Raw genomic sequence first — 24,876 nt, 5'->3', positions numbered from 1 at the left:
AGCTGTTCGCCCATTTGCCAGGTAATCCGCACCGTTCGCGCGTTCTGCGCTTCCGACAGCACAAAGCGGGGCGGGTGGCAGTCGGCACGGTAGGTAAAATGGTACACCTCGCTCATCCCGCTGTTACGGAACAGGGAGGTCTCCGTAAAGCCGTCGCTCACAAAGGCGCGTACCTGCCAGCCGTAGGTCCTGCCCTCCAAAAGGGGCGTCTGTGCGGGACCGTAGTGCAGCGTGTTGGCAAAGGTGGTGGTCTGGTACAGTGGCGGTGCGGCAAAAAAACTGGCCTGCGGGTCCATGCCCGTGTCCCACAGTTCCTTTAGGGTGAACTCGTACTGTACCCCAGCGGCGTTGATGTGCCTTGGGGTCCAGTTGAAAATGAGGTTCTGCGGCTGCTGTGCCGTCACCACATCGCCGCGAAAGGGAACGTTGAGCAGGGGCGGGTCGTTGAGCTGTAGATAAATATTGGCGCAGCTATTATTGGAGATGCGCTGGCCCGAAAACTGGTCGTACACCTCAAAGCAGAAACGGTACTGCCCTTCGGGCAACTGCTGCCCGTACTGCTGCGGACTGATGCCGATCAAATTGTTCAGCTCAAAGTAGGGCCTAAGGTCGAAGTTGGACAACCGCAGGTTGACCCCACCATTGAGCACAATGGGCGCGGCGCCCGCCACAAAGTCCACCGTCCGAAAACTGATTCCGGGGCCTTCCACGTTCATCCGTAAGCGCACACGTCTACCGGATTCCATAGCATCGGTGAGCAATAGGTTCACAAAAAGCTTTTCACGGGTGCTGGTAGCGTAGTCGGACAACCGAAAACTGTAGGGCGGCAAAATTTGTGGGGTGACCTGTACGGGGAAGATCTGGGCGGTTGCAATTCCAGTGTACAATAAGCAATGTACAATGAACAGTTTTTTTAAGAATGATGAACAGGGTCGAAGCCAAGAGAGGTTCTTCACTCTGTTCAGATTGACATTAACCAAAGAAGTCGAAATTATAGGATTGTTCATTGATTATTGATTATTGGTTATTGTTCATTGATTATTGCTTCTGCACTTTAACATCCATCACGATATGTGAATTCGTTCCATCCTGCACAAATTCCTTTAGTTTAATGGCTCCTTTTCGCCCGTCCGAGGTTTCAAACAAAACAATGCGCGGCACCACCGTGCTATCAAAATCCTGAATCCCGCCCATGGTTTCCTCGATCTGTAATGGTTCCAGAAGGGAATCATCCAACATCCCATCAAACTCCTCCACCGATAGTGATGCTTGGCACTCGCAGGATTCCTGCAGGTTGATGAACTTGGTATACGTTGCATTGGGAATGAGATCAAAAGTGTATTCCTGTACCTCATCGGGGGACACAAACTTGTTGAAATTGAACTCTGGATTGAGCGCAAAAAAGGCAATATCAATAGCACTGGCATCTTCTGATGGAATCTCAGCGGAATGATAGACCTCCCTTGTAACGGTGGAGAAAAAAGCGCCCTTTTGATTGGAATTGTGCGCCGTAGCAATGCCCAATTCAATATGTTCAAAAACCCTGAGATTGGTATCCTCAAAAATGATGACCTCCACGATTTTGGAATCGCTTCGTTTGGTGTTAAAAGCTTTTAGCTTGATTTGATGGACTCCTGGTTCACTGATGGTAATGACAGCATCAGTTGCGCTGCTAAAAGAGGGCGTAGCCGTAGCAAAGGTCCATTCAGCACCTGTGGCCCCTACACTTTTATTCACCAATGTTAAGGTAACCGGCGCTTGATAATCATCATCGGCAAAAGCGGGTACGATTTCAAAATCGGCAAATAACTCAGCGGATACCTTGACCGTATCTTGCAGGCTATGGGTTTCCCTTCCATTGCCCACTTCCAAGGTCACCAAATGCTCGCCCGGTTCCAAAAAAACGATTTTGCCCGGGGTCCTGGCTTCCGAAATGGAGGGCACACCGCCTTCAAAGGTCCAACGATAGGTGCTGGCCCCTTGGGTGGTATTTTCGAAGGAAACGGTCATTGGGGCAAAGTCGTCCCCTTCAGGGATTATGTTGAAACCGGGAACCACCCCTTCATCCGTGGTCAGCACATAGTCCTTGGTTTCCTGTACACCGTCCCTATTGGAAGCCTTCAAGCTAATGGTATAATCTCCATGAGTGTTGTACTGAATGATTCCAGGATTACGGTCGTTGGAGATTGATGGATTTCCGCCTTCAAATGTCCACTCGTAGGTATCGGCTCCTTCAGTTTGATTGCTGATACGCACCCGAACAGGAACCGAATAGTCGTTATCCACTACCTCAACAGCAAAATCAGCTTGAATGGGCAAAGCGACTTCCTTGGCACAGGATGCCAAAAACCATATTGATAAACCAATAATTGAACATCCGTAACGACTACCAATCCATTTTCTCCTCAAGTGTCCCAAAAATTTTAGGGAAAAGTCAACTAAAGCTAACAGCCGCAGAATGAGGTCTCGACTACGCTCGACCTGACAACGATATTGCTTGTTTGGTCGATTCCGAATAGTTGGACCGATAATGCCGTGTTTAATGTTTTGCCCCATCACAAAATCACTATTTTTCGGATTTGACTGGCTTTTGGGGTTTCCAATAGCACCAAGTACACCCCTGAAGGCAAATTCAAGGTAAACGGAACTTCATAGTCCGCACTGCCGCCCAATGTTTCCTCATGGTGCACCTGATTGGTAGTGAGTCCAAACACCCGAAGCGAAGCTTCTGATGTTTCTTGCAGCGAAACCATGACGGTAAAACTGCCCGTAGAGGGGTTTGGCGACACTATAAATTCCTGGATAAACGGACTAATCGCATCCCCAACATCACTAAGCTCCGTAGCTTCCGTCACGATAATGGTCTTTACGATATCTTGGTAACACTCCCCTTGAAAATTCCTGAGGATAAGTTCGTAAGTGCCGGGTGCATCAAAACGGATAACGGCCGTGCCGCTAGTCTGTTCCAGCACCGTGGCTTCATCTGGGAAAACCCAATTTTCTTCCGTGCCTACCGGGTCGCTGGTATTGACCAATACGACCTCTTCGCCCACAAAGGCTTGTGAGCTCATCAAAAATTGGGCGTCGATTTCCACCTGTGAGGTGGTAATTTCGATGGTATCGCTGCCCGAACAACCTAAACTATTGGTCACCGTAGCGGTATAAATCCCTGCTTCTGACAAAGCAACCTGTGGAGCGGTACTAAAGAAACCGTTGTTCGATGTCCATTCGTAGGTGGCAGCAGGATCACTTATGGATATATCAAGGTAATGTTGCTGGCCTAAACAAAGAGTTCTATCTTCCCCAAGCGTTACAGCACTGGGAAAGGGTGCTGTAATGGAAACCGCTTTGGAGGTGGTGCATCCGGTGGCGTCCAACACCTCCAAGGTGTAACTACCCTCCGCTAGATTGTTGATGTTCAAGGCGGTTTCCCCGTTGCTCCAGAGGTAATTGTAGGGAGCTATTCCGCCCGTAACCGCTACTGTTATACCCCCATCTTGGGCATCGAAACAGCTGGGTGAAACGGTGTCCAATACTTCAATGACCAATTCTTCGGGCTGATGTATGTTTACTTGTCCGCTGGCCTCGCATCCATAAAAATCCTTAATGTAAACGAAGTAAGTACCGGCTGCGAGATTTTCCGCGACTTCGGAGTTGGCTCCTGAAGACCATGAAATGTCATACGGCGGCAATCCACCTTGAATGGCCACGGTGGCGAAACCATCGTTGGCAGCATAACAGCTCACATCCATTTTGTCCAATTGCAGGGTGATGGGGTCAGTTTCCTGCACGGGATACAGATAATCGGTGGCTTCCTGTAGTTGATTGTTCACATAAAAGCCCAAAACAATGCCGTTTGCATCCTCAATATTCACCGCATACTCGCCAGCATCAACATTGTCCAAGACATTTCCGGTGACGTTGGGTATGATTTGCCAATTGTTTTGTTCATCTTTCTTTTTCCATGTGAAGATGTACCCATATTGACCATCGATCAACGGGTCAAAAGGTACCCCGCCTGATGCCATTGCCATGAGTTGCCCATCATCTGCAGGATTATTGAACTGGTTGCCTCCGTTACATGAAATAGGAATGGTCTGTTCCACGCTCAACACCAGTGGCGGGGGTTCGGTCAGGACCAGTTCGGTGGTGTAGGTACAGCCTTCTTTTTGTTCCGCATTCTCATAATTGGCATCGGTTACGGTGATTGTGTAAATACCTGCGGGAATGTCAAACACCTGTATGGCGTAGCCTTCTGGGATAGACTCTGCAGTGGTGGTATTGATGAGGTTGTTTCCTTCGTCCCGCCATTCATAATGATAACTATCATCGTTAAAAGGTGTTCCCCCGTTTACCTGCACCGTGATGCTGCCGTTGGTAAAACCATTGGCCGTGGGTTCCACATAAACGGGATTGGTAATGGAAACGGCTTCATCGGGTTGACCAATGGTCACTTCGGCTTCGGCCTCACAGCCAAGCGCATCCAAAACATAAACACTGTGAGTGCCCTGCCACAATCCTTGTGCCGTCTGTGAGTTAGCTCCAGAAGTCCATTCGTACGTAAATGGCGGTGTTCCCCCACTCACCATCGCCGTGGCGGTACCATCAAATCCCCCAAAACAGTTAACATCCGTTTTTTCTATCTGTACGGTAAGCAATTCGGGTTCTTCCAAAGTATATGCAACGGGAGTGGCCTGTTGCAGTACATTATTTTCATAAATCCCGATTACTATTTCGTTGGCATCTTGGATATTGACAGCATATTCGCCAGCTTCTAAATTGCTAAGTATTTCGGAATTATTGTTTGGAATGGCTTGCCAGTCATCATTGCCATCCTTCTTGCTCCAAAAATACTCGTAGGGAGGCACTCCACCTGATGCAATGGCCGTTAATTGTCCGTCGTTGGATGGGTTGCCATACGCATTGCCACTGTTACAGGAGATGGGCTGGGATTCTTCTATGGTCAATTGTAGTGGTGGCGGTCCGGGCAATTCGAACTCTTGGGTAAAGACACATCCTTCTTGGTCATCTGCGTTACTATAATTGGCATCGGTTACCGTGAGGGTATAGGAACCGGATGCAACAGCTTCCAATGTAATTTGATACAGATTGCCCACCACAAGAGCAGAGGTGGTATTGATCGGGTTGTTGTTGGCATCAACCCACGTATAGTCATAACTGCCATTTTGATAAGGCGTACCGCCTGAAACATCAACCGTAATGCTGCCATTGGTAAAACCAAAGGCAGTGGGTTCTACGAATTCAGAAAGTTCGGTTGATACTGGTTCTTGTGGTTGGTCAATATTGACTTCGTCTCCACCTTGATCCTGGCCAGCACAAATGGCATTGCCATTGACTCGTCGCACAGCAACTTCATAATTCCCTACTTTTTGACCATTAACAGTATGTGTATTGGGGTCATCAAAATCCGTCCAATCCCCCTCGTTGTTGATTCTATATTGATAACTACCCTCCTCGGAGCCTCCTGATGCGGTTATTTGAAAACGACCGTCACTACCACCATAGCAATACACATCATTGAGTTTTTCAAGGGAAAAGATTACGGGGTCAGGGTCTTCGACTAAAAATTCATCCGAAAATTCAAGGGTGTTCCATAATAAATCTTCATTCTCTATAACTTCTGGCCTGGTTTGGTATTTAATTAAATATTCATCCTGCACCAATACTTTTGGAAACGTAAATGAGTAGGTGTCGTTTCCATTATCCACCAATACCGATGTATCTGCCTGCTTGACAATCCCTCCATCTGGAAAATTTGCATCATAAACAGATACCACCAACTCTTCCCCTTCTTCTAAATTTCTATCTACTGTCATGGTAAAACTACCGTCTTCGGCACCTGTACAGGAGGTTTTGTGGGGTATAATTGGAGGAATGAGTTTGGGTGAACCATTAATAAAAATGTAGATATACGGCAATTTGGGCGACCATCCATTGCATAATTCCAACTTGTATTGGATAGATACCCCAATAAAATCTGAAGCATCTTCACCAAACAAATCAACAGCAGAAAATTCTATACTGTGTTTACCCAAAAATTGTTCTGGAAACTGAACCCAATCTTCGATGTATGGGTGATAATATTGCCAATTATAGACATATTGATTGTATCCAGGCGTAGCTTCTAAGGTAATGACCTCTTTTTCATTATCAATACCAGGGTGTGGGGTAAGAATATCAAAAAAAATTGGATTTGGTATTATTGTAAAGTCACCATATTCATCTTCACAACACCCATCGGTATTATATGGAAATAAGTCACAAAAAGCCTCAACAGCAGTAATTTCAGTACTTAAAATTTTATGAATTTCACAGGGCTGTCCATCTTCAATGACTTTAGAATCTATTTCAAAACTATATACGAATGTATTGCTGTCTATTTCAGTAACACTGTCATATACATTATGACTATAATCAGTTACCGTCTGTCCGCAAAGATGATATATGTTGGTTTGTTGATACTGCATTATGTATTTCTGAGAAAAACACATCCCTTGAACAGCTAAAAATGTTACGATAAACAATAGTTTCTTCATACTATCTCAATATTTTACATCCAACGTTGATATTTCACTCACCCCTCCATCCCTAAACACCACCCGAAACAGGTATTCGTAGGTGTTGTTGGGCTGTATTTTACTGTCCACCAAGCCCCTAGCGGTGACCGGGAGTTCCTTTAACAGATTTTTCGGTTTGCCTTCAACACCCCTATAAATAGTGATGTTGGCCGCATTGGGTTCTCTGTAAGCCTTCCATCGCAGCGTAATGGTTCCCGCTTCACGGTCCACTTCGCCATATAGCCCATCCAAGGGCGGGTATAAGCTCGTTTTGGGGAGTACCACCGTAAGTGGCGGTGCCGGGTCGGATTCCAGTTCGCTATCGTCAATGGCTATAAGGGTGTAGCTGTATTGTTCTCCTTCTGTTACTCCCCCATCCGTCCACTGCATACTATTATCCCCCAACTGCCCACTGCCATCTGCCATCTGCATACTGCTCCCTGCATACTGCGTACTGTCCAGCGTAAAAACAAGTTTCCAATCCAAACTATCACCCGCCTTGCGATATAGCTCGTGCCTTACCACATCATCACTGGAGCTATTCGCCCAAGTCAGGTGCACTTTTCCTTCCTTTATTTTATAGGATTTGAATACGGGCTGGCTAGGTTTAATAAAATCCGGTTTTTTGAGTTCCAAGATTTCCGAAGGCTCGGACATATTGAACCTTTGGTTTACGGCAATCAATTGATAATATACCTTCGAGTTCAGGTTTTTTACCGCAACACTATCGTAATAGGTGGTCCCTTCATGGGGCGATATGGTGATTTGAGAATATTCTTCGTGTTTATTGTTGCCCTTAAAAACACGATAGCCCAAAATGTCCTTGTCCGTATTGGGTTCCCAGCTTAGGGTAACGATGCCCAAACTATCCACCGTTCCCGTCAACCCTTTGGGTTGGGCCGGCGGAATGGAGTCCACAGGCTGCACCAAAGCTGGGAAGGATGTGCGTTTACTGCCATTTTTTCCCAGTGCGGTAATCGTCATGTAATTGGTGGGCCATAAACCGCTGTACCGCACTTGGCGCTGTTCTGGCGGAATATCCGTAACCACCGTTTGGTAGGGACCGTCCGCATTCTCGCTTTGGTTGAGCTCAAAACCCGTGATCAAATTGTTCCCTTCTTCCATAAATTCCCATTCCAGCAGCACCGTAGTTTCATCTTCATACAATTTGGAGGTGATATGGGGCACATAGGCCAGTTTTACCTCTCCTTTTCCCGAAACCACTTCGGAGGGGACACTAATTTCCCCAAAGGGTGTTTTTCCCTTGATGCGGTAATGATAGGTCTGCCCATTGGTAATGGAATCCGTGTAAAACATTCGAAGTGGGTCGGTTTTCTCGCTATTGTTGAGCGTGGTCAAGGGCAGATCGTTCAATTTTTGAAAGTTGACTCCATCCCTGGACCGTTCCACATAATAGCTGTTATACAATTGATTGTGGATGGCATAGTTCCAGCTCAACATGGCCGTGCCACCAAAAAAGACGACTGCTAAATCCAACGGTTTGGGCAACTCCTCATAATCCTGTAGACCAATGAAAACACCGCCCTCGGCTATCGGCAGAACCTCTGGGGGCACCAACGAGGTGACTTTATACACATATTTTTCATTGGGTTGCACTTGATCATCCACAAAACCCAATCCTGCCATTTGTGCTACCTCAAAATCTTGATCGGCAGCGTACAATCCCCATGTAAACCGTTGCTCTTGCTCCTCTGCCAAATTGATGATGGCCAAAAGTTGGTCCATGCCTTCTATGTCAAACCCTTCGCCATAAATGGATTGTGCCACGACGGCTGCATTATCGTTTTGCTCCACCCATGGCAGCCACTCCTCCAAAGGTTGCGGGGAAAAGGTTCCCAACGGTTTTTCTATGGGTAATGGCAGGGTACGGTTGTCCCGGGTAATGGTGTACCGCTTTAGCTCATACCCATATTCATTGAGTTTACGCCATGCCAAAGGAGTGGTCACTGCCCAACGGAGCAGAATCCTGCCTTCTTGTTGCGGACGTGCCATGACGACTATTTTTGGTTCTTCAACAGTCACGGAGTCTTGCTGGGCGTATATTGGGAACAGCCCCAACCATCCTACGGAAACTATGGTTATAAGTATTTTGAAGAAAAATCTTTCCTTATGCTCCATAGATCTAATACGGGTTGTTATAGTTAAAGATTTGGGAGCTGCCCAAAATGTTTCCTGGCAGCACATATCGGAATCTTACTTTGTAATCACCTGCCCGAATCGGGGGCATAACACCATTGATGATGTAGCCATACATATCAATCTGGGACTGGTATTTTGGTGGATCGTGCAAATAGGCATTGACCAACTTGTACTGAATGTCGATAAAATCCCCTTTGTAGTAAGAGACCAGATTATAGCGATAGGGTATTCTTTTGTCCAACAAGGAATAATCCGGATTGGATTCCAGATAGGATAGGTACCACGTCATAATATCCACACCTCTTTTGGGTGGAATACCCAATATGGAAACATCGCGATTAACCGTAAAACTGGGCTGTAAGGGGTATCCCTCATATATCAAGGGGTGAATGACCTCCTTATAATAACTATCGGTAAGCACCGCTTCGCGAGTGATCATTGGGGCACCATCGGTAAAGTTGTTCCCCAATAGTTCTTCTTTACCAAAACGTTCGGATGGAATTACATCGACTTGCAATGCGTGGACATTGGAAAATATGGGGTCCAACAAATATTGGTCCACTCGCTTTGCAGCTACCTTTTCTTTAAAGGTGTTATATTGGCTTGTGGTGAATTCATATACCAAAACTTCGGTCTCCTCAGCTATTTGTGCCGTTGTGGTTATTTCCCGATTCCTAACCTCCACAGAGTTCCCTTCTTGACCCGTGTCTTGGGCAACGTAATTTTCACTGGTGCTTCCAGCAGTGACTTCCTCTGGGGATGCGCTCAGCAATTTAAAGGTGTACGTCTGTTGATTTTGAAGTGTGGGAAAATCAAAGCGGACCATCTTGTTGGCGGTATTGTAGGATACACCCGTGGCACCTACCGAATGTGATTCCGACTCAAACCTCGTGTATTGCACCCAATCGGTTTCTGGTGGAAACAAATAAGGTTGTCCCCTTTCCAATTTGACATAGCCTGAGTTTCTTTCATTTTGATAGAAATATTGCTGGTCCACTACGGGATAGGCATACACCACGTTTGAAAGTGGAATATGATCCGGAGCCTCTCCCGTGGTAAAGCTTCGCTCTTCCGTTTCCTTGGCAGGTTTCCCCTGATCGGTCAAAGTGATCCAATTGCTTCCTCTTCTTTCTTGAAAACTTACCGCAACCTTTACTTGTATGGAGGAGTGGGGCGACAGGATGTCGTGGGACACAAAATTGGCCAAATCCTTGTTTTCGTTCCACTCTAGCACTCCGGGTATCTCGTTTCCATTGTTGGTGACCCGAAACTCATCCAAAAGTATGCGATAGGTTTTGATTCCCTCGTCGTCTTCCAATTCAAAAGGATGGTTGATTCGCATATTGAAAGCGGCTTGGGGTACGGTAAACACATCCATTTCGCTGGAACCGTTATTGGGGGTTACCGTTGAAATCACTTTGAGTCCGCCCAAAGGCGCTCCCCCAACAATTTCGCATTCCTCACCCAATTCAATTTTAAATCGGAACCTTCCTTTGACCAATCCACCCAATAGATTGAAGTGACCTCCTAAATACCCTTTGAACCAAGCGGGATTGGGTAATTTGGCTTGTAACAAAACAGCCGCACCTGCCTTGATGATCGGTATCTTTTTCCGAACAAACATCAACCTGATATTGATTCCAAGTTCACCCTGTAGATAGGCATACGCCTGTCCATTGGCATACCAGCCATCAATACCGATTTGTCCACTTCCCTTACAGGCTGTTTCACCATAGTCCTTTATCATAATGTCGAAGCCCAGACCCGCTTGGAAGCGTGCATAAAATATCAGGAAAGTCATGTCACCCGTATCAATACTGAAGTCAGCACCAAAAGCGAAGCCCATTCCACTTTCAAGGGCATTCAAATCTCGCATATAATCCAAACTTGCCAAATCGACCCCTAAAATGTCAGCAACAATAGCGGGTGGAGGTGGACTTCCCGGCAAGTCCTCCCCAATCATCAAATAAGAGGTACTACTCAGACTGAAACTACCCAATCCAAGATTTAATCCAATACGGTCCTGAGGAGTACCTATATGCAAATACCATTCTTCGGGTGCGGCATGGAAAACGGCCCAACCAGCCCTTCCGCGAGGTCCGACTCCTTGGAAAAAACCACCCGGCGTATTCACATAGATTTCCAGCTCTGCATGGAAAATCCTATGCTGAAAATCCATTTCCATAGCAAAATGGGCATCTATCCCAACATCAAAGGTGAGTCCATCCTGTGGAAAGCTTTGTTTGCTATAATTAACTAAGTTGGTTTCCTTTAGGTGCTGCATGGTTGGATTGTTCTCCCCAAAGGAGTTGATTTTCTCCTCCATACCCCGCAGCTTATCCTTGAACTTATCTCCAAACTCAAAGTCCAATGCCTTTACAATATGCGCTTCCCCAAAAAACATGATCCGGTTCAACCCGTAGTTAGTGTTGAAATCCATTTCAAAACCTACTTTACCATTGAAGGCTTTCTCATTGGTAAGGGCAAAACCCACGAGTGCCCTAAATCCCAGTCCATTATTAGCATTGGGAATATAGGATTGACCAGACGGTATCATAGCGGAATATTCACCTGGCCTTTTGCTCATCTTATAATAGGCACCACCTCCTATTCCATTTACTTTTGCTGGACCTATATAAGAAGGTGCCAATGAGTTGGACAAATCCACATAAGTATCCACAAACCAGTATCGGAACTCCTTTTTGCCAAACCAAGCCGAGGCATCCACATCAATTCCATTGAAAGTGGCCCCCAATTCCCCATAAAAACCATCCCCATATACCGGGTCATCACTTTTAATCCTAACCATCCCGTTGACTTGAACGGTTCCTAGGTCTGCTTGCACATGGATATCATGTAATTCCAGTTTTTGAAAGCGCCAACGATGGAGACCTTGGTTTTCGTTAAATCCTCCAATAATGGATAAGGTGGTGTTCCCGGCGAACCCTTTTTCCATCAGGTTTACATCAAGATTGAAGGTAAGTGCTGCTGAGGTAGGACCTGCATTAAAATAAATATCTGAAATCGTTACGGGAAAGTTGGCAAAGGTGACATCCCCAGTATAGCCCATATGGTCGACTTGAAAATAAGGCGAAACGGTCTGTAATTGTAAATTTTGAAATGTAATTCCTTCAAAATCAACCGTTCCCTTGTTGGGGTCGGACGTGCTATTGCTTCCCTTAATGGCCAAATTGCCATGCAGCACTGCCTTGGGCCTGAATCTCCTTTCTGAAATACGGAGCTCCACATAGGAATTCGGTGCAATGGTCGCTCTTGCCTTAAAAACATCAAAAGGGATTGCATCGTCTGCACTTGCGGACAATATGTACTCATCGTTAACTGGGTCGATGATAGCTTGGTAACTTAATGTTCTTTGATCAACGACCGAGCTACTGGCTCCCTCCTCTTCAGTTATTTCCGCTGTAACCGGCAATACAATTTTACCATCAAACCCCGCACCCACTATTTGATTGGCCAAGAGGTCTGCTTGAATATGATTTACCGAAAATTGCCATTTGGAAGCCTCTCCCTCGTTAATAGGCAATACATTGTCTGCCGAGAAATTTCCAGAAACACCAACGCCATCAATCAATAAATGGGTTGCCTGAAAGCTTATGCGCTCCGCACTACCTCGCCTTTTAAACTGTTCGGGCAATATTACCTGTAGCGTGTTGACATAGACTCCACGCCACAACTGCTCATTCCCAGGTATCAGATATTGTTCATACCCTTCTGGAAATTGTACGCTTGACGAATTTCTGATATCACTAAAATCAAAAACTGCAGTATTGATTTCAAAAATAAGTCCTGCCTTGCCTGAATCATCCCCCTCCAGTGATTTTGACAACTGGAAGGCAGGCAAATCGATTTCTACCAGTATATCGTTCCAATCCCCAACAATCGTCTGAAAGCTTCCCTTTACATTTTCATTGGGGATTACCTGATAATTGGCATCCACAGGTTGCAACATACTCCGTGGGAACAGCACATCCGCAGTGACCCCCATTTCCTTGAATCCACCACAATCGATGGTAACGTAGGTACGATTTTGAATATCGCCTATTCCCATATCAAAACCGCCCTTCAATGTGACCAATCCATTGCCTCCATTAATCGGGATTCCAACATCGCCCAACAGAACAAGGTTAGCATCTCCGTAAATGCCTCCTTGATGGGAGATCTTGATATTATTGGCACCGAAGAATAGTTCTATGAAATCTCCATTGACACCTGATTGGGGTATACGAACATGGACGAAAGCGGTGACTTCGGCAAAATCTCTGGTGATTTTGGCTTTGCTTATGGCTAAGGTATATGTGATGGTTCCGATTTCCTTTTTGACACCAATTGGAAGCGTTACCAAATCATTGGGTGAGATAAGATCTACATATTTTTGACTTTCTTCCAGTACTTGGATAACGGATTTGGCCTGACCAATTTGTTCGGAAGTGGTCGAATCTATCGCAAAGCTTTCCTTGAAATACTCAGAATCAAATTCACTTTTATTTGGAAAAAAATTGGAATATCCACTATTCTTATCATTGGACGCATCGAAAAATGTTCGGAAAATAGGCGTTTCATGCGTTGGTGTGGGAGTTGTGACCGAATCTTTTACGTGTGATGGATTTGCGATGGCCCATTGTGATACCATAGAGGTAAGCCAACACAAAAAGAGTATTTTTTTTGACATAAGACTACGTACTTTTTCGTAGGAAAAACGAAAATGAATTGTTTAACAGGAAAAGTAAGCGATACGGAATTGTAAAATGGGTCCAAATTGACGGATGCCCCTTCTGATCTGACGGATGGCCCTTCTGATCTGACGAATGAGAAAAACGGAGTAGGAAAAAAGTGTTAAAAATGGAAAAATCCTAGACCATAAAGTATAGGATTTTTACAAAATGGCGGAAAAAAATCGAGTTCAACTCGAATTCATTGCTGCAAGCTTCTCAACCAAAATATTTCCAAAAAACAAAAATCCCGAACCAAAAAAAGGTCCGGGACTTTTTCTAAACTCAAGGGTGGAAGACCGGGTTCGAACCGGCGACCTCTGGAACCACAATCCAGCGCTCTAACCAACTGAGCTACAACCACCATTTAAAGCGGATGCAAAAATACTTTTTTGTAATGATTCGACCAAAATATTTTTTAAAATCCAGTAATTTATTATTTCCTTCTTAGCTCCTATTTCCTTCAATCAATTGATTTTCTGTTGGACTGCACGAAAACGCCCAACCGTATACTTTATCGGTAAAATGCACGTTTTTAAGACCAAACACACATTTTTAGGCGTTTCACAACATTTAATTCTTGTGACGGTGTTTTAAAATTAGTTTTACCGCAAATATTTTCAACTTGGTGTTGTCAGAAAAAAACTTCATACCAAAGCATGCCACGACCATGTTGCGCATTTTACTTTGCGCCTTCATGCTGGCAGTGTCGCTACCGGTTCTGGCACAATCTTCCAACGAAAGGGATAGCCTAGCCTATCGACTGCAACGCTTGGAGTCCACCAATCGATTCAATCCAAGGGATACCACCCATATCAAACTCTTGGTAGAATTGGCGTTTTCCTACCGCTATTTGGAAATGGACAGTCTGTATTCCATTGGTAAGAGAGCCTTGGAATACAGCGAGAAGATAGATTATACATATGGCAAAATAAAGGGTCTGGACGCACTCGGCAATTATTATTACAACAAGGGAGAGCGTGAAAAATCCATGCCATTGTTCAAAGAGGCCCTTCGGTTGGCAACGGATGCCAAGGATATTCCTTCCGAACTTTCCATTATCAATACCATGGCCCAAAACTATAGTTTTGAAGGAAACTATGCCGAAGCGTTAAATCTTAACCTCAAAGGAATAGATCTTGCGAAAGAGATTGACAATCAACCCATGCTGTCCGTATTGAACGAGAATATCGCAGGACTCTACGCAGACCAAAAGGATTTTAAAAATGCCCTGATGTTTTACGACACCGTTCAAAAAATAAATCGAAGATTGGGCGATGAGGTGATAGATGCAGAAACACAAAGTAACATGGCATCACTGTACAAGGATGCAAAAAATTACAAAAATGCCATGTTCAACATCAATAGAAGTATCAGCACTTTTGAAAAGCACAAAGTATATGATTGGCTGGCCTATGCTTACGAAGTAAAGGGCGATATTTATTTAGATCAGGAAAAATATAAATGGGCACTCTATTGGTACGACCAGAGCAATATGCTTTTTAAGCATCAAATTGAAGATGACCGGATCAAGATTCAGTTGATGAACGGTATGGCCAAAGTATATTTTGGACTGGAGCAGGATAGCCTCTCCTTGGTTTATGCCCAAAGAGGTCTCGCCCTATCGGATAAGATAAAGTCATTGCAAGGAAAAATAGACTGTTCTGAAACCTTGTACAAAGTACACAAGAAAAATGGCAACACTCCCGAAGCGCTGGCCTATCTGGAAAGTTTTAAGGTGTTGTCCGACTCCCTATTCAAGGATAAGAACAAGCAGAGTCTTTCCCTCTTGGAGACCAAATTGCAATATGAACAGGAAAAGCAGGAACTTATCGAGGCCAACGAGACGGCCTTGGCCAAACAGAGGAACTACATCTACTTTTCTGTTATCATCCTTATGATTTTGAGCATCATCACCTTTGTAATCCGAAGAAGTGAGAACATACAGAAAAAATTGAACAGGGAACTCAAGGAAAAGTCATCTGCCGTAACCCAACGGGAAGCGCAGTTACATGAAATCAATAAAACCAATACCAAGCTGTTCTCCATTATCGGTCACGATCTTAGGGGTCCGATCGGCGGTCTACAAAGTATGCTAAAGCTATTTACGGATGGAGAAATAAGCACTAAGGAATTCGTATCCTTTATCCCCAAACTCAAAACCGATGTGGACAATATTTCCTTTACGCTCAACAATTTGTTGTCTTGGGGAATGAACCAGCTCAATGGTGTGGTGACCAAACCCAAACGGGTCTCGCTTTCCAATCTGGTGAACGGTAATATTCAATTGCTGTCTGAGATTGCCAATAGCAAATCCATCAAGATCATCAATCAACTTCCGGAAAACCCCAGAATTTGGGCAGATAGTCATCAGATGGATATCGTTGTACGAAATATTTTGAGCAATGCCATCAAATTTACCCCCGAAAACGGATTGATTACCATAAGTGCGGTGGAAAAGGCAGGCATGTGGCAAGTTTCTATCCGCGACACAGGCGTTGGGATGACTGCGGAGATGCAGCGTTCTATCTTCAAGGACTCCTCCAACATCACCACCTACGGTACCAATAATGAAAAAGGTACTGGTCTGGGACTTTCATTGTGCAAGGAAATGGTTCATAAAAATAACGGCGAGATATGGGTGGACAGTGTTGCCCGTAAAGGCACTACCTTTTACTTTACCGTTCCAAAAGCGATGAATCGCTACCAAAAAGCTTCCTAGATCAAGTCATACAGGCTTTCTACCCCCACATAGCGCTCCACGGTAAAGCCCTCGGCATATTCCACTCCAATAATACGACCTAAATCCCTTGCTCGGTAATTCACACTATCGGTAAAGTTTTTACTGCTGATGGGAGTTTCAGGTTCATCGCTATTGGGGTCGTAAAATTGCGAGGCATAGGCCATAATGGCATCTGTCTTCTTCTCTATAAAACCCGTCACATCGACCACGAAATCGGGTTCAAGGTTTTTCCACTGGATAAAATGATACACGACTTTTGGCCGCCAGGCGTCCTGCCACTGGTCGTCCCCGTCCATTTTGGTGTCAATTTTTCTGAGACCGCTCAAAAAACAGGAGTCGCTCACGAGCTTACTCCCTTTGGCATGATCTATATGACGGTCCTCCACCGCGTTGCAGATTACAATTTCTGGCCTGTATTTTCTGATAATTTTGATGAGCTCCAATTGGTGTTCCTTGTCGTTCACAAAGAAACCATCGGCGAACTCCATATTCTCCCTAACGGCAACACCCAAAATTTCTGCAGCCTTGGCCGCTTCTTGGTCCCTGATTTCGGCCGAGCCCCTTGTGCCCAATTCCCCACGGGTCAAATCTACGATGCCTACTTTTTTTCCTTTGGAAACTTCTTTTGCTATAGTGGCACCTGCCCCTAATTCGGCATCATCGGGATGCGCTCCAAATACTAAAATATCTAATTTCATAGGTGTTATGCCGTAACGGCCATGGATTTTACGTTGGCAATGGCCTGTTCTATATCCGCGATCAAATCTTCCGTTTCCTCAATTCCAAGGGAAAAACGAATCAATGAATCCTTTATACCCTGTTTTGCCCTATCCTCCGGACTCATCAGTGAGTGTGAGGTTTGGGTAGGCGACAGCATAGTACTTTCTATACCTGCCAAACTCATCGATGGTTTAATCAACTTTAAGGCTTTGAAGAACAACGAAGCATCAATTTCCGGGTTCAGTTCAAACGAAAGCATCCCGCCAAAACCGGTCATTTGCGATTTCGCCACTTCATGGCCAGGATGGGTTTTCAAACCGGGATAGTAGACGTTGTCCACATCCTTGTTCTCGCTCAAATACGTGGCCATCTTCATCGCATTTTCGTTTTGGGCCTTTACACGAATGGCCATCGTTTTTAAACTTCGTTCCAATAGCCAGACGGTGTACTCGCTCAAACTCCCCCCAAAGCAAATACCCGTTTGCCAAACCATGTGTATATGTTCTTTTGATGCTGCAACCACACCTGCGGTGATATCCGAATGTCCACCCATATACTTTGTGGCGCTGTGCACTACCACATCAATACCAAAATCAACAGGGGTTTGATTGATGGGACTGGCGAAGGTATTGTCGATCATGGAAAGGATTCCTTTCTTTTTGGCCAAATCGGCCACTCCCTTGATATCAGTAATGGTCAATAAGGGATTGGAAGGTGTCTCCAGATACAACACTTTGGTGTTAGATTTGATTTCTTTTTCAAAATCCGATACCTCCCAACCTTCGGTGAAAGAATACTCGATTCCAAAACGCTCCAACTGACTTACGGCAAAGTGATAGGTGCCACCATAAATGGTCTGTTGCAATACCACGTGGTCCCCCTGCTGCAAAAAGGTCATCAATGCCGTACTGATAGCTGCCATGCCACTACCAAAAATCAATGCGGACTCTGTGTGCTCCAAAGCTGCCAATTTTTGGCACAGAGCTTCTTGGTTGGGGGTGTTGTAGTATCTGGGGTATCTTTTTACATCCACATCCTCGAATTGGTAAGAGGTGCTCATATACAAGGGAGATACTGCCCCTTTGAATTCTTTGTCCTCCAATTCCCCTACGTGGGTGCAAATGGTGTTCACTCCTTTTTTATGGTTGTTCATGTTGAGCTATTCTTTTTATTTATAATTTGAGTTTGTCTGGATGTTGCCGATTGGAAAATAAAGAGAGGATCACTACAGTATTCTCGCCCATTCGGTAGTACAAATTAGTATATTTAGCAATAACGGCCCTTCTGATATCCTTTCTTGCACTAGATGCTTGGAACAACTCGGGATTCCTCGAAATCAATTCTACAGTATGGTCCAATTCACGAGAAAAGTTAGTCAGCTCCCTCTCGGTCCAATGTTCTTCCAAATAGGCAACAATACCTTCCAATTCCGATATTGCATTCAGAGTCCATAAAATTCTATAGCCACTTGCCGTATAATTTCTTCACACTGGAATGTGGTTGCGTATTTCCAGAATCCGCATCTTTTATTCCCTTTGAAATGGAATCTTTTTCCTCCTTGGAAAGTTCTTCCCACCAATCAATCTTTTCACTATCCCTGAGCTTGATTATTTTTTCGATAATGGATTCATCGTTCAAAGTGGAAAGCCATTGAATCAATTCAATCTTTTTATTTTGAATGTTAATGTCCATATCCTCTAAATTAAGGTTTTGAAACGTATTGTATCAAAGATACAAAACCCATCATACTTGGACTTCCTTCCATTTTCCTTTTTTGAACCATATCATGGCCAATACCGCCAATAGTACTTCGGCCAACGTAATCGCCAAAAAGACGCCTATGGCACCCCATCCCAAAACCAATGCGGAAATGTATGCTAAAGGCAATTGGAAGAACCAAAACGAAATCAAATTGATTTTCGTGGGGGTTTTGGTATCCCCTGCCCCATTGAACGCTTGGGTGACCACCATACCGTAAGCATAAAAAATATAGCCCAGTGCAATTACCTGCAAACAAAGTGCTCCGCTCTTTACCACTTCAGGAGTGGCATTGAACCAAGAAATGATGGTCTTGGCAAAAATGAGATAGCCCAAAGAGACCGTTCCCATAAAAATCGCATTGTATTTCCCTGTTTTCCAAACGGAGCGTTCGGCACGATCGGGCTGTTTGGCACCCAAGTTTTGTCCCACCAAAGTCGCTGCTGCATTGCTCATGCCCCAAGAAGGCATCAAGGTGAACATCATTACCCGAATGGCGATGGTATATCCTGCCAATACTTCGCTACCGAACTCGGACATGATGCGCATCAAAAAAATCCAGCTAGAGGTACCTATCAAAAACTGCGCAATACCTCCCAAGGATACGTTGATCAAATTAAGCATGACTTTAAAATTCAGTACCAAATCCTTGGCCAGCAGTTTTATTTTGCCCCAACCAAAAAACAAGATGCCCAATTGAAAAAGTACTGCCGTCCCCCTACCAATGTTGGTGGCCACTGCTGCGCCTTTTACGCCCATTTCGGGAATGGGACCAAAACCAAAGATGAACATGGGGGTCCAAGATAATGTTGAGTCCATTGGAAAGTACCAAGGCCCACATGGCAATGGAAGCGTTCCCTGCACCACGGAAAATGGCATTGATCAAAAACAAAAGTGTAATAGTGATATTGCCTCCAATCAACCATTGGGTATAGCCGTAGCCCTCGGCAATCAATTCGGGTTCACCGCCCATTAAGGCCAAAATATCCTTGGCATAAACAATACCCACCACGCCTATCAATACAGAAATCAATACCCCTAAGCTAATGGCCTGTACCGCAGCAATCCGTGCACCTTGCACATCCTTTTCCCCGATTCTACGGGCAACAATGCCGTTGCAGCCATACTGAGTCCTATGGCCAAGGCATATACCAAGGTAATTACCGACTCGGTAAGTCCTATGGTAGCCACTGCATTAACGCTAACTCTGGAAACATAGGCGATATCCACTAGTGCAAAAATGGACTCCATGAGCATTTCCAAGATCATGGGAATGGAAAGCATAAAAATAGCCTTGCGGATGCTTCCTATGGTGAATTCCGTTTCCTTACCCGAAATAGCTATCCAGAAATAATGGATAAATTTTTTAAATGAATGCGTATGTTGATGTGTCATTATCTAAGAATTATGTTTGAAAAGAGAAAGTAAATGTCAACTTCACCGAAAGAGTTTCGGTTACTGGATTGGCCCTGAGCCAATGGTGACATCTATCGCGTACATAATTCTTATAACTTCATGATGAAGCAAAGATGCGAAAAAAACGATTATATTTTTCAATATTTTTTGGTTTTGCTGCACTTCAAGTCATTATTTTCGTAGAATGACCAACTAAAACCATTGAAGACCATGCACATTAAACGTTTGATACTTATCGGGATATGGTGTTCCATGACACTGGCAACCTCCTGTAAAAAGACTACCGAAACCGCTGAGGCGGAAGAAAAGACAGGTTACCAAGGACAAGGAAAAAGTCCTGTGGTACCTACGGTCGACAGACCTGTTCAGAAACAATGGAGGGGCGTATGGGCCTTAAATGATAGTACCGTTTACTTTTCCAATCAATTTGATGGCGCCCGATTGAACGGTGTGGCCTACGATGGGAATGACCACTACACCATTTGGGTTACTGCCGAAAATACACCCATCAACGTGAGTCCATGGTATGCTTTTCAGGTCTGGTCCAAAGAACCCCGTGACATAACCGTCCAGTTAAGCTATCAGGACTCCAGAAGCCGATACTACCCAAAAATCAGTACAGATGGAAGAAATTTTACCCCGTTGGACAGTACCCAATTTAAAGCCATTAACCCCGGTGAGGGCGAATTTGGGATACAGGCGGCTCCAGAGTCTGCTGAAATCACCCTTAGCATCAACGAAAAACCGACTTGGATAAGTGCGCAGGAACTGTATACCTCCTCGGTAGTACAAGAGTGGGTAGATTCTTTGGGTCAAAAACCATTTGTACAGCATTATCCCATTGGACTTTCCAAAGAAAAAAGAACGATGCACCTCATTGAAATCAATGAAAATACGGAAACACAAAAAGCATTAATGATTATCTCCAGACAACATCCACCTGAAGTAACCGGTTTCTTGGCGATGAAGTCTTTTATTGAAACCATCGCTGGGGATTCTGATCTTGCTCAAGCATTCCGAAAAGAGCACACCATTTTTGTGGTTCCGCTCATGAACCCAGATGGAGCCGATAACGGTCACTGGAGACATAATATGGGAGGCATAGACCTAAACAGGGATTGGCAAAACTTCAACCAGCCTGAAACGAGAAATGTTCGCGACTTTCTGGTGGAGAAAGACAAAACCTACGATTTTGTTTTCGGAGCTGATTTTCATTCCACTTGGGATGACATCTATTACCCTATCGACACAACTGTAACTGGTAAAAAAGGAAAAATCATTTTTGATTGGATAGCAAACATCAGTAAACGATTACCTCAAAAGAAGACCAATATCAGCGCCTCAGATGAACTGGACCCTACCATGGTATCCAGCAAATATTTCTACGTAAACCACGGTATGCCTGCTATTGTGTTCGAATTGGGCGATAATACATCTCGACCTTTCCTAAAGGAAAAAGGCAAGGTCGCCGCAGAGGAAATCATGAAACTTTTAATGGAACAGTAAGCTATTTTTTGGCATAGTGTACTTTGTAGCGCCAAAAACTGATGCCGCCCAAAATAAATACCCCTAAGACTGTGTACCACACAAAGGTCGGTGTGATCACTTGGTCCCCACTGGCGTAACTGTGCAAGCCCACCAAGTAGAAATTAACCCCAAAATAGGTCATCATAATACTGGCGAAGGCTACCACACTGGCAAAATTGTACACCCAAGAACCTCGCAGTCCCGGTACCAAGCGCATGTGCAGCACAAAAGCATATACCATAATCGAAATCAAGGCCCAGGTTTCTTTAGGGTCCCATCCCCAGTAGCGACCCCAGCTCTCATTGGCCCATTGTCCGCCCAAGAAATTCCCTATAGTGAGCATAATCAATCCGACCGTGAGCGCCAGCTCATTGATGACTGTAAGCTCCTTGATATTGATATCCATTCGCTTTTTGTTCTTCTCAGTGGTCAGAACCATCAAAAACAAGGCAACCACACCCAAAATCATACCAACCGTCAAAGGTCCATAACTACCCACGATCACTGCCACGTGGATCATCAACCAATAGCTATCCAATACAGGCTGTAAATTGGCAATGGCTGGATCCACCCAACTTTGATGGGCTATCCACAACAACATAGAAGTGACGAATGCACTCGATGCAATGGTAAGTTCACTTTTTCGGCCAAGTGCCAAGCCCATACCCATGGTGGCCCAAGATACATATAGGATACTCTCATAGGCATCACTCCATGGGGCGTGACCAGAGATGTACCAACGCAATATCAAACCAATGGTATGCCAGATAAAGAACAAGATGATGGTGCCTTTCAATAAATAGGCAACGGCATCCAAAAATTTGCGCTCTTTGAAAATTTTGGCAATCAACACAAAGAACAACAACACCCCAACCAAGGCATAGTACTTGTACAAACGGTTGAAAAGGTCCAGTTTATTGTAGATGATTTCCGTCTTAATCTTGTTATCCGAGGGCAATACTTCCTCACCGTGATTGATTTGGTTTTGCTTGAACGCTTCCAGCAAACGGTCAGGTTGGGAATAATCGCCACTGGCGATGGACTGTTGCAGCGAGTTAAGATAATAGGGCATCGCATTCCTGACAAAATTGGAATAAAGCGAATCCTGAACCTGATATTGTCCAGAACGATATTCAACGGCAGAAATCCATTTGTTGTTCTCATCATTCAACAATGGGAATATTTTCACAATTTGCCCGCTCAGGGCCATATCGAGCAAGCTCAGGCGCTCCCCTACTTTCTTGAAGTCTTTTTCAAAGTTGGAAGGGTTGTTGGTGGAGGTAGCTTTTTCCAGGTAAGGCCGAAGCTTGTAAGACCCTTTGGCGTCAAAAAAGTCTGTAGCTTTCACAAACTTAGTTCCCTCGGGCACTCCAATCACTTTTCGGATGCTATCGTTTTCCTTTTTGCCCAGCGCAATAATATCGGCGGTGTACCAAACCCCTGGGTTCAGCATCATGGAAAGGAAGACCTGATTGGCGGAAAGATCTTTATAAGAGTCATCACCGCTCAATTTACGCAATAATTCTGATGCGAAGGTGTTGATGGGCTTCATTCGTCCACCCTCGTCCTGAACCACCAAAGCCCCAAACTTTTCGGCATGTTCCTTGGCCACCGTGGTGGCTTGAATCACGGAATCAATCTGGGCCTGCGTGGGCATGGAACTGTGCTCATGGCTATCCGCTTCTTGGGCTTGGGCAAAAGTAAAAGCAAAGAGCAAGGTCAAGGTGGTCAGTGCCGCTTTTTTCGCTTTTAGCTTTTCCAATCGCTCCTGTAAATCCTTAAAGCGGGTCTTACCAAAGAACATAATGCCCATCAAACCGATATAGAGCAGGAAATAGCCAATATAGGTTATCCAAGTGCCCCACCAGTCGTGGTTTACCGAAAGTACCGTACCACGTTCATCCGGGTCAAAACTGGATTGAAAAAACCGATACCCTTCGTGATCGAGAACATGGTTCATATAAATATCGTAATCGAATGGACGCTCGTCGTGAACGGTGACCTTGCTCATAAAAGAAGCGTAACCTGCCTCGGTACCCGGGTATTTTTCAGCAATAAAGTCGTTCAACTCCACAGAAAAGGGCAATTGATATACCTTAGAGCCATAACTCAATGTAAAATCCAAACCGCCCACATGGAACCGGTCCGAAAAGTTGGAAGTCCCCTGACCTCCCAATAGTTTAACCTCTTTGGTCTCTCCGTTTGCGGAAATGGACACCACCAACGCATCTTGGGTCACTTTGGTAATCTCTTCATCAGGAACCTTTACGATACCATATTTTCCTTTGACTATCGGTTCTGGCACCACAAATTGCATTCCACCCATGTTGTACAGGGAACGCAATTGCAGCGGTTGAACGCTGTCCGTCACCACTTCGCCCTGAAACTGGTCCGCCATCCTCATAAAGTTACCTTCGAATGGGGTTTTGATGCGGTACCCATTTTCTTCGTCGTAAAAAATATTGATGGCACCTTCGGTATCCTTGTTCAGCGCAAAAAGGATATTGTGAATGCTGGCAATTTTCCCGTTTTCGAGATAATGCTCGTGCCGCTGTCCGTTACCCGCTTCCACGATTTGTAAAAATTCAGTCCCGTTTTCGTCTGGAATTAACCCGTTTTTGGCACCTTTAATAAAATCTACATAGCTTATGGTAAAGGGTTGTCCGTTGAAATCGGATTTCCAGGGCAAGCTGGAGCGTTTGCCCTCCGGAGTTACCAAAATGTCATCTTCCAATACCCTACGCTTGGTTTCCCCGTTGATGTCCCCATCCACAAAAACGGTCAAATAGGTCTTGTCGGAATAAAAAACATTCTCCGTAGCACCTTCCCTGATCGGCATCATCCCCTCGTAACTGATATACCTTGTGACAAACGCGCCGATAATAATCAAAACCCAAGAAAGGTGAAGCACTAAAACCGGCCATTTTTTCCAATCCAGCAATCGATATCTATAAATATTCCCAATGAAATTGATCACAAAAAAGACCATGATGGCTTCAAACCAAGTGGCATTGTATATATAGATTCGTGCGGTTTCTGTGCTATACCAGCTTTCCACAAATGTTCCTATGGCCATTGCCGCAGCAAAAACCAAAAAAAGAACGGCCATAAGTCTAGTGGAAAAAAGCGTTTTCTTAAGAATATCGATCATGGAAATTCAATCTACTTTTGGTTTGCAAAAATACGGCCTTTTGATAACTTTTTTGTTTTCGATGGATACAAAAATCTAAGAGATTTGTTAATT

At 44.7% G+C, this 24,876-nt stretch carries 13 protein-coding genes, 1 tRNA gene and 1 pseudogene; 2 read left to right on the top strand and 13 right to left on the bottom strand.

All coding sequences use genetic code 11. The features are described 5' to 3' along the window. The 6 genes from EO130_RS06575 to EO130_RS06550 all read right to left on the bottom strand — a co-directional run. Nucleotides 1-1,007, bottom strand: a 1,007-nt coding sequence (locus EO130_RS06575; RefSeq protein ID WP_164732888.1) for a hypothetical protein, incomplete at its 3' end; no start/stop codon positions are given. A 31-nt stretch (nucleotides 1,008-1,038) separates the two neighbouring features. Then, nucleotides 1,039-2,346 carry a PKD domain-containing protein gene (locus EO130_RS06570; protein WP_127140732.1) on the bottom strand — a complete coding sequence of 436 codons (1,308 nt, stop codon included), beginning with the start codon at nucleotides 2,344-2,346 and terminating at the stop codon, nucleotides 1,039-1,041. 209 nt (nucleotides 2,347-2,555) lie between these two features. Continuing rightward, a complete protein-coding gene (locus EO130_RS06565) occupies nucleotides 2,556-6,488 on the bottom strand; it encodes a T9SS type A sorting domain-containing protein (RefSeq protein WP_164732887.1) in 3,933 nt (1,310 codons plus the stop codon). Nucleotides 6,489-6,563: 75 nt separating this feature from the next. Further along, complete coding sequence (locus EO130_RS06560) at nucleotides 6,564-8,717, bottom strand: fibronectin type III domain-containing protein (protein ID WP_127140730.1); 2,154 nt, start codon at nucleotides 8,715-8,717, stop codon at nucleotides 6,564-6,566. Nucleotides 8,718-8,721: 4 nt separating this feature from the next. Beyond that, nucleotides 8,722-13,428, bottom strand: a complete 4,707-nt coding sequence (locus tag EO130_RS06555) for a hypothetical protein (protein WP_127140729.1) — start codon at nucleotides 13,426-13,428, stop codon at nucleotides 8,722-8,724. Nucleotides 13,429-13,757: 329 nt separating this feature from the next. Then, nucleotides 13,758-13,833: transfer RNA gene (locus EO130_RS06550), tRNA-His, on the bottom strand. 263 nt (nucleotides 13,834-14,096) lie between these two features. Between EO130_RS06550 and EO130_RS06545 the strand changes: the two genes are divergently transcribed. Continuing rightward, entirely contained in the window at nucleotides 14,097-16,190 is a 2,094-nt protein-coding gene (locus EO130_RS06545) for a tetratricopeptide repeat-containing sensor histidine kinase (RefSeq protein WP_127140728.1), read from the top strand. Here EO130_RS06545 and bshB1 read toward each other — a convergent pair. The 6 genes and pseudogenes from bshB1 to EO130_RS15590 form a co-directional block, all read right to left on the bottom strand. Next, nucleotides 16,187-16,909, bottom strand: a complete 723-nt coding sequence (gene bshB1 / locus EO130_RS06540) for a bacillithiol biosynthesis deacetylase BshB1 (protein WP_127140727.1) — start codon at nucleotides 16,907-16,909, stop codon at nucleotides 16,187-16,189. The two genes, EO130_RS06545 and bshB1, sit on opposite strands and share 4 nt — an antisense overlap. A gap of 5 nt (nucleotides 16,910-16,914) precedes the next feature. Further along, nucleotides 16,915-18,084 (bottom strand): trans-sulfuration enzyme family protein, encoded by a 1,170-nt coding sequence (locus tag EO130_RS06535; protein WP_127140726.1) that lies wholly within the window; start codon nucleotides 18,082-18,084, stop codon nucleotides 16,915-16,917. Between the two features lie 19 nt (nucleotides 18,085-18,103). Continuing rightward, on the bottom strand, nucleotides 18,104-18,376 hold the full coding sequence (locus EO130_RS06530) for a type II toxin-antitoxin system RelE/ParE family toxin (protein WP_262707322.1): 273 nt from the start codon (nucleotides 18,374-18,376) through the stop codon (nucleotides 18,104-18,106). Between the two features lie 13 nt (nucleotides 18,377-18,389). Next, nucleotides 18,390-18,623: a hypothetical protein gene (locus EO130_RS06525; RefSeq protein WP_127140724.1), complete on the bottom strand. Its 234-nt coding sequence runs from the start codon at nucleotides 18,621-18,623 to the stop codon at nucleotides 18,390-18,392. Nucleotides 18,624-18,674: 51 nt separating this feature from the next. Further along, nucleotides 18,675-19,481, bottom strand: coding sequence for an MATE family efflux transporter (locus EO130_RS15595; RefSeq protein ID WP_241244311.1), 807 nt, complete (start codon nucleotides 19,479-19,481; stop codon nucleotides 18,675-18,677). Next, nucleotides 19,408-19,940, bottom strand: a pseudogene (locus EO130_RS15590) (MATE family efflux transporter). Before EO130_RS15590 ends, EO130_RS15595 begins: the two are co-directional and overlap by 74 nt. Nucleotides 19,941-20,315: 375 nt before the next feature. Between EO130_RS15590 and EO130_RS06515 the strand changes: the two are divergent. Next, nucleotides 20,316-21,611: a M14 family metallopeptidase gene (locus tag EO130_RS06515; protein WP_127140723.1), complete on the top strand. Its 1,296-nt coding sequence runs from the start codon at nucleotides 20,316-20,318 to the stop codon at nucleotides 21,609-21,611. Between the two features lies 1 nt (nucleotide 21,612). Here the strand turns inward: EO130_RS06515 and EO130_RS06510 are convergent, their stop codons facing one another. Then, nucleotides 21,613-24,783 (bottom strand): cytochrome c biogenesis protein CcsA, encoded by a 3,171-nt coding sequence (locus EO130_RS06510; RefSeq protein ID WP_127140722.1) that lies wholly within the window; start codon nucleotides 24,781-24,783, stop codon nucleotides 21,613-21,615. Between the last annotated feature and the right edge of the window lie 93 nt (nucleotides 24,784-24,876).

The sequence above is a fragment of the Flagellimonas marinaquae genome, assembly GCF_003992675.1.
GTDB classification, from domain to species: domain Bacteria; phylum Bacteroidota; class Bacteroidia; order Flavobacteriales; family Flavobacteriaceae; genus Flagellimonas; species Flagellimonas marinaquae.
This window is presented reverse-complemented; position numbering and strand designations above follow the sequence as displayed.

Bases quoted from the DNA above. Each gene is read 5' to 3' on its own strand.
- bshB1 (WP_127140727.1), bottom strand. From the start codon at position 16,909: ATGAAATTAGATATTTTAGTATTTGGAGCGCATCCCGATGATGCCGAA.
- EO130_RS06510 (WP_127140722.1), bottom strand. From the start codon at position 24,783: ATGATCGATATTCTTAAGAAAACGCTTTTTTCCACTAGACTTATGGCC.
- EO130_RS06525 (WP_127140724.1), bottom strand. From the start codon at position 18,623: ATGGACATTAACATTCAAAATAAAAAGATTGAATTGATTCAATGGCTT.
- EO130_RS06515 (WP_127140723.1), top strand. From the start codon at position 20,316: ATGCACATTAAACGTTTGATACTTATCGGGATATGGTGTTCCATGACA.
- EO130_RS15595 (WP_241244311.1), bottom strand. From the start codon at position 19,481: ATGTTCATCTTTGGTTTTGGTCCCATTCCCGAAATGGGCGTAAAAGGC.
- EO130_RS06560 (WP_127140730.1), bottom strand. From the start codon at position 8,717: ATGGAGCATAAGGAAAGATTTTTCTTCAAAATACTTATAACCATAGTT.
- EO130_RS06535 (WP_127140726.1), bottom strand. From the start codon at position 18,084: ATGAACAACCATAAAAAAGGAGTGAACACCATTTGCACCCACGTAGGG.
- EO130_RS06555 (WP_127140729.1), bottom strand. From the start codon at position 13,428: ATGTCAAAAAAAATACTCTTTTTGTGTTGGCTTACCTCTATGGTATCA.
- EO130_RS06565 (WP_164732887.1), bottom strand. From the start codon at position 6,488: ATGCAGTATCAACAAACCAACATATATCATCTTTGCGGACAGACGGTA.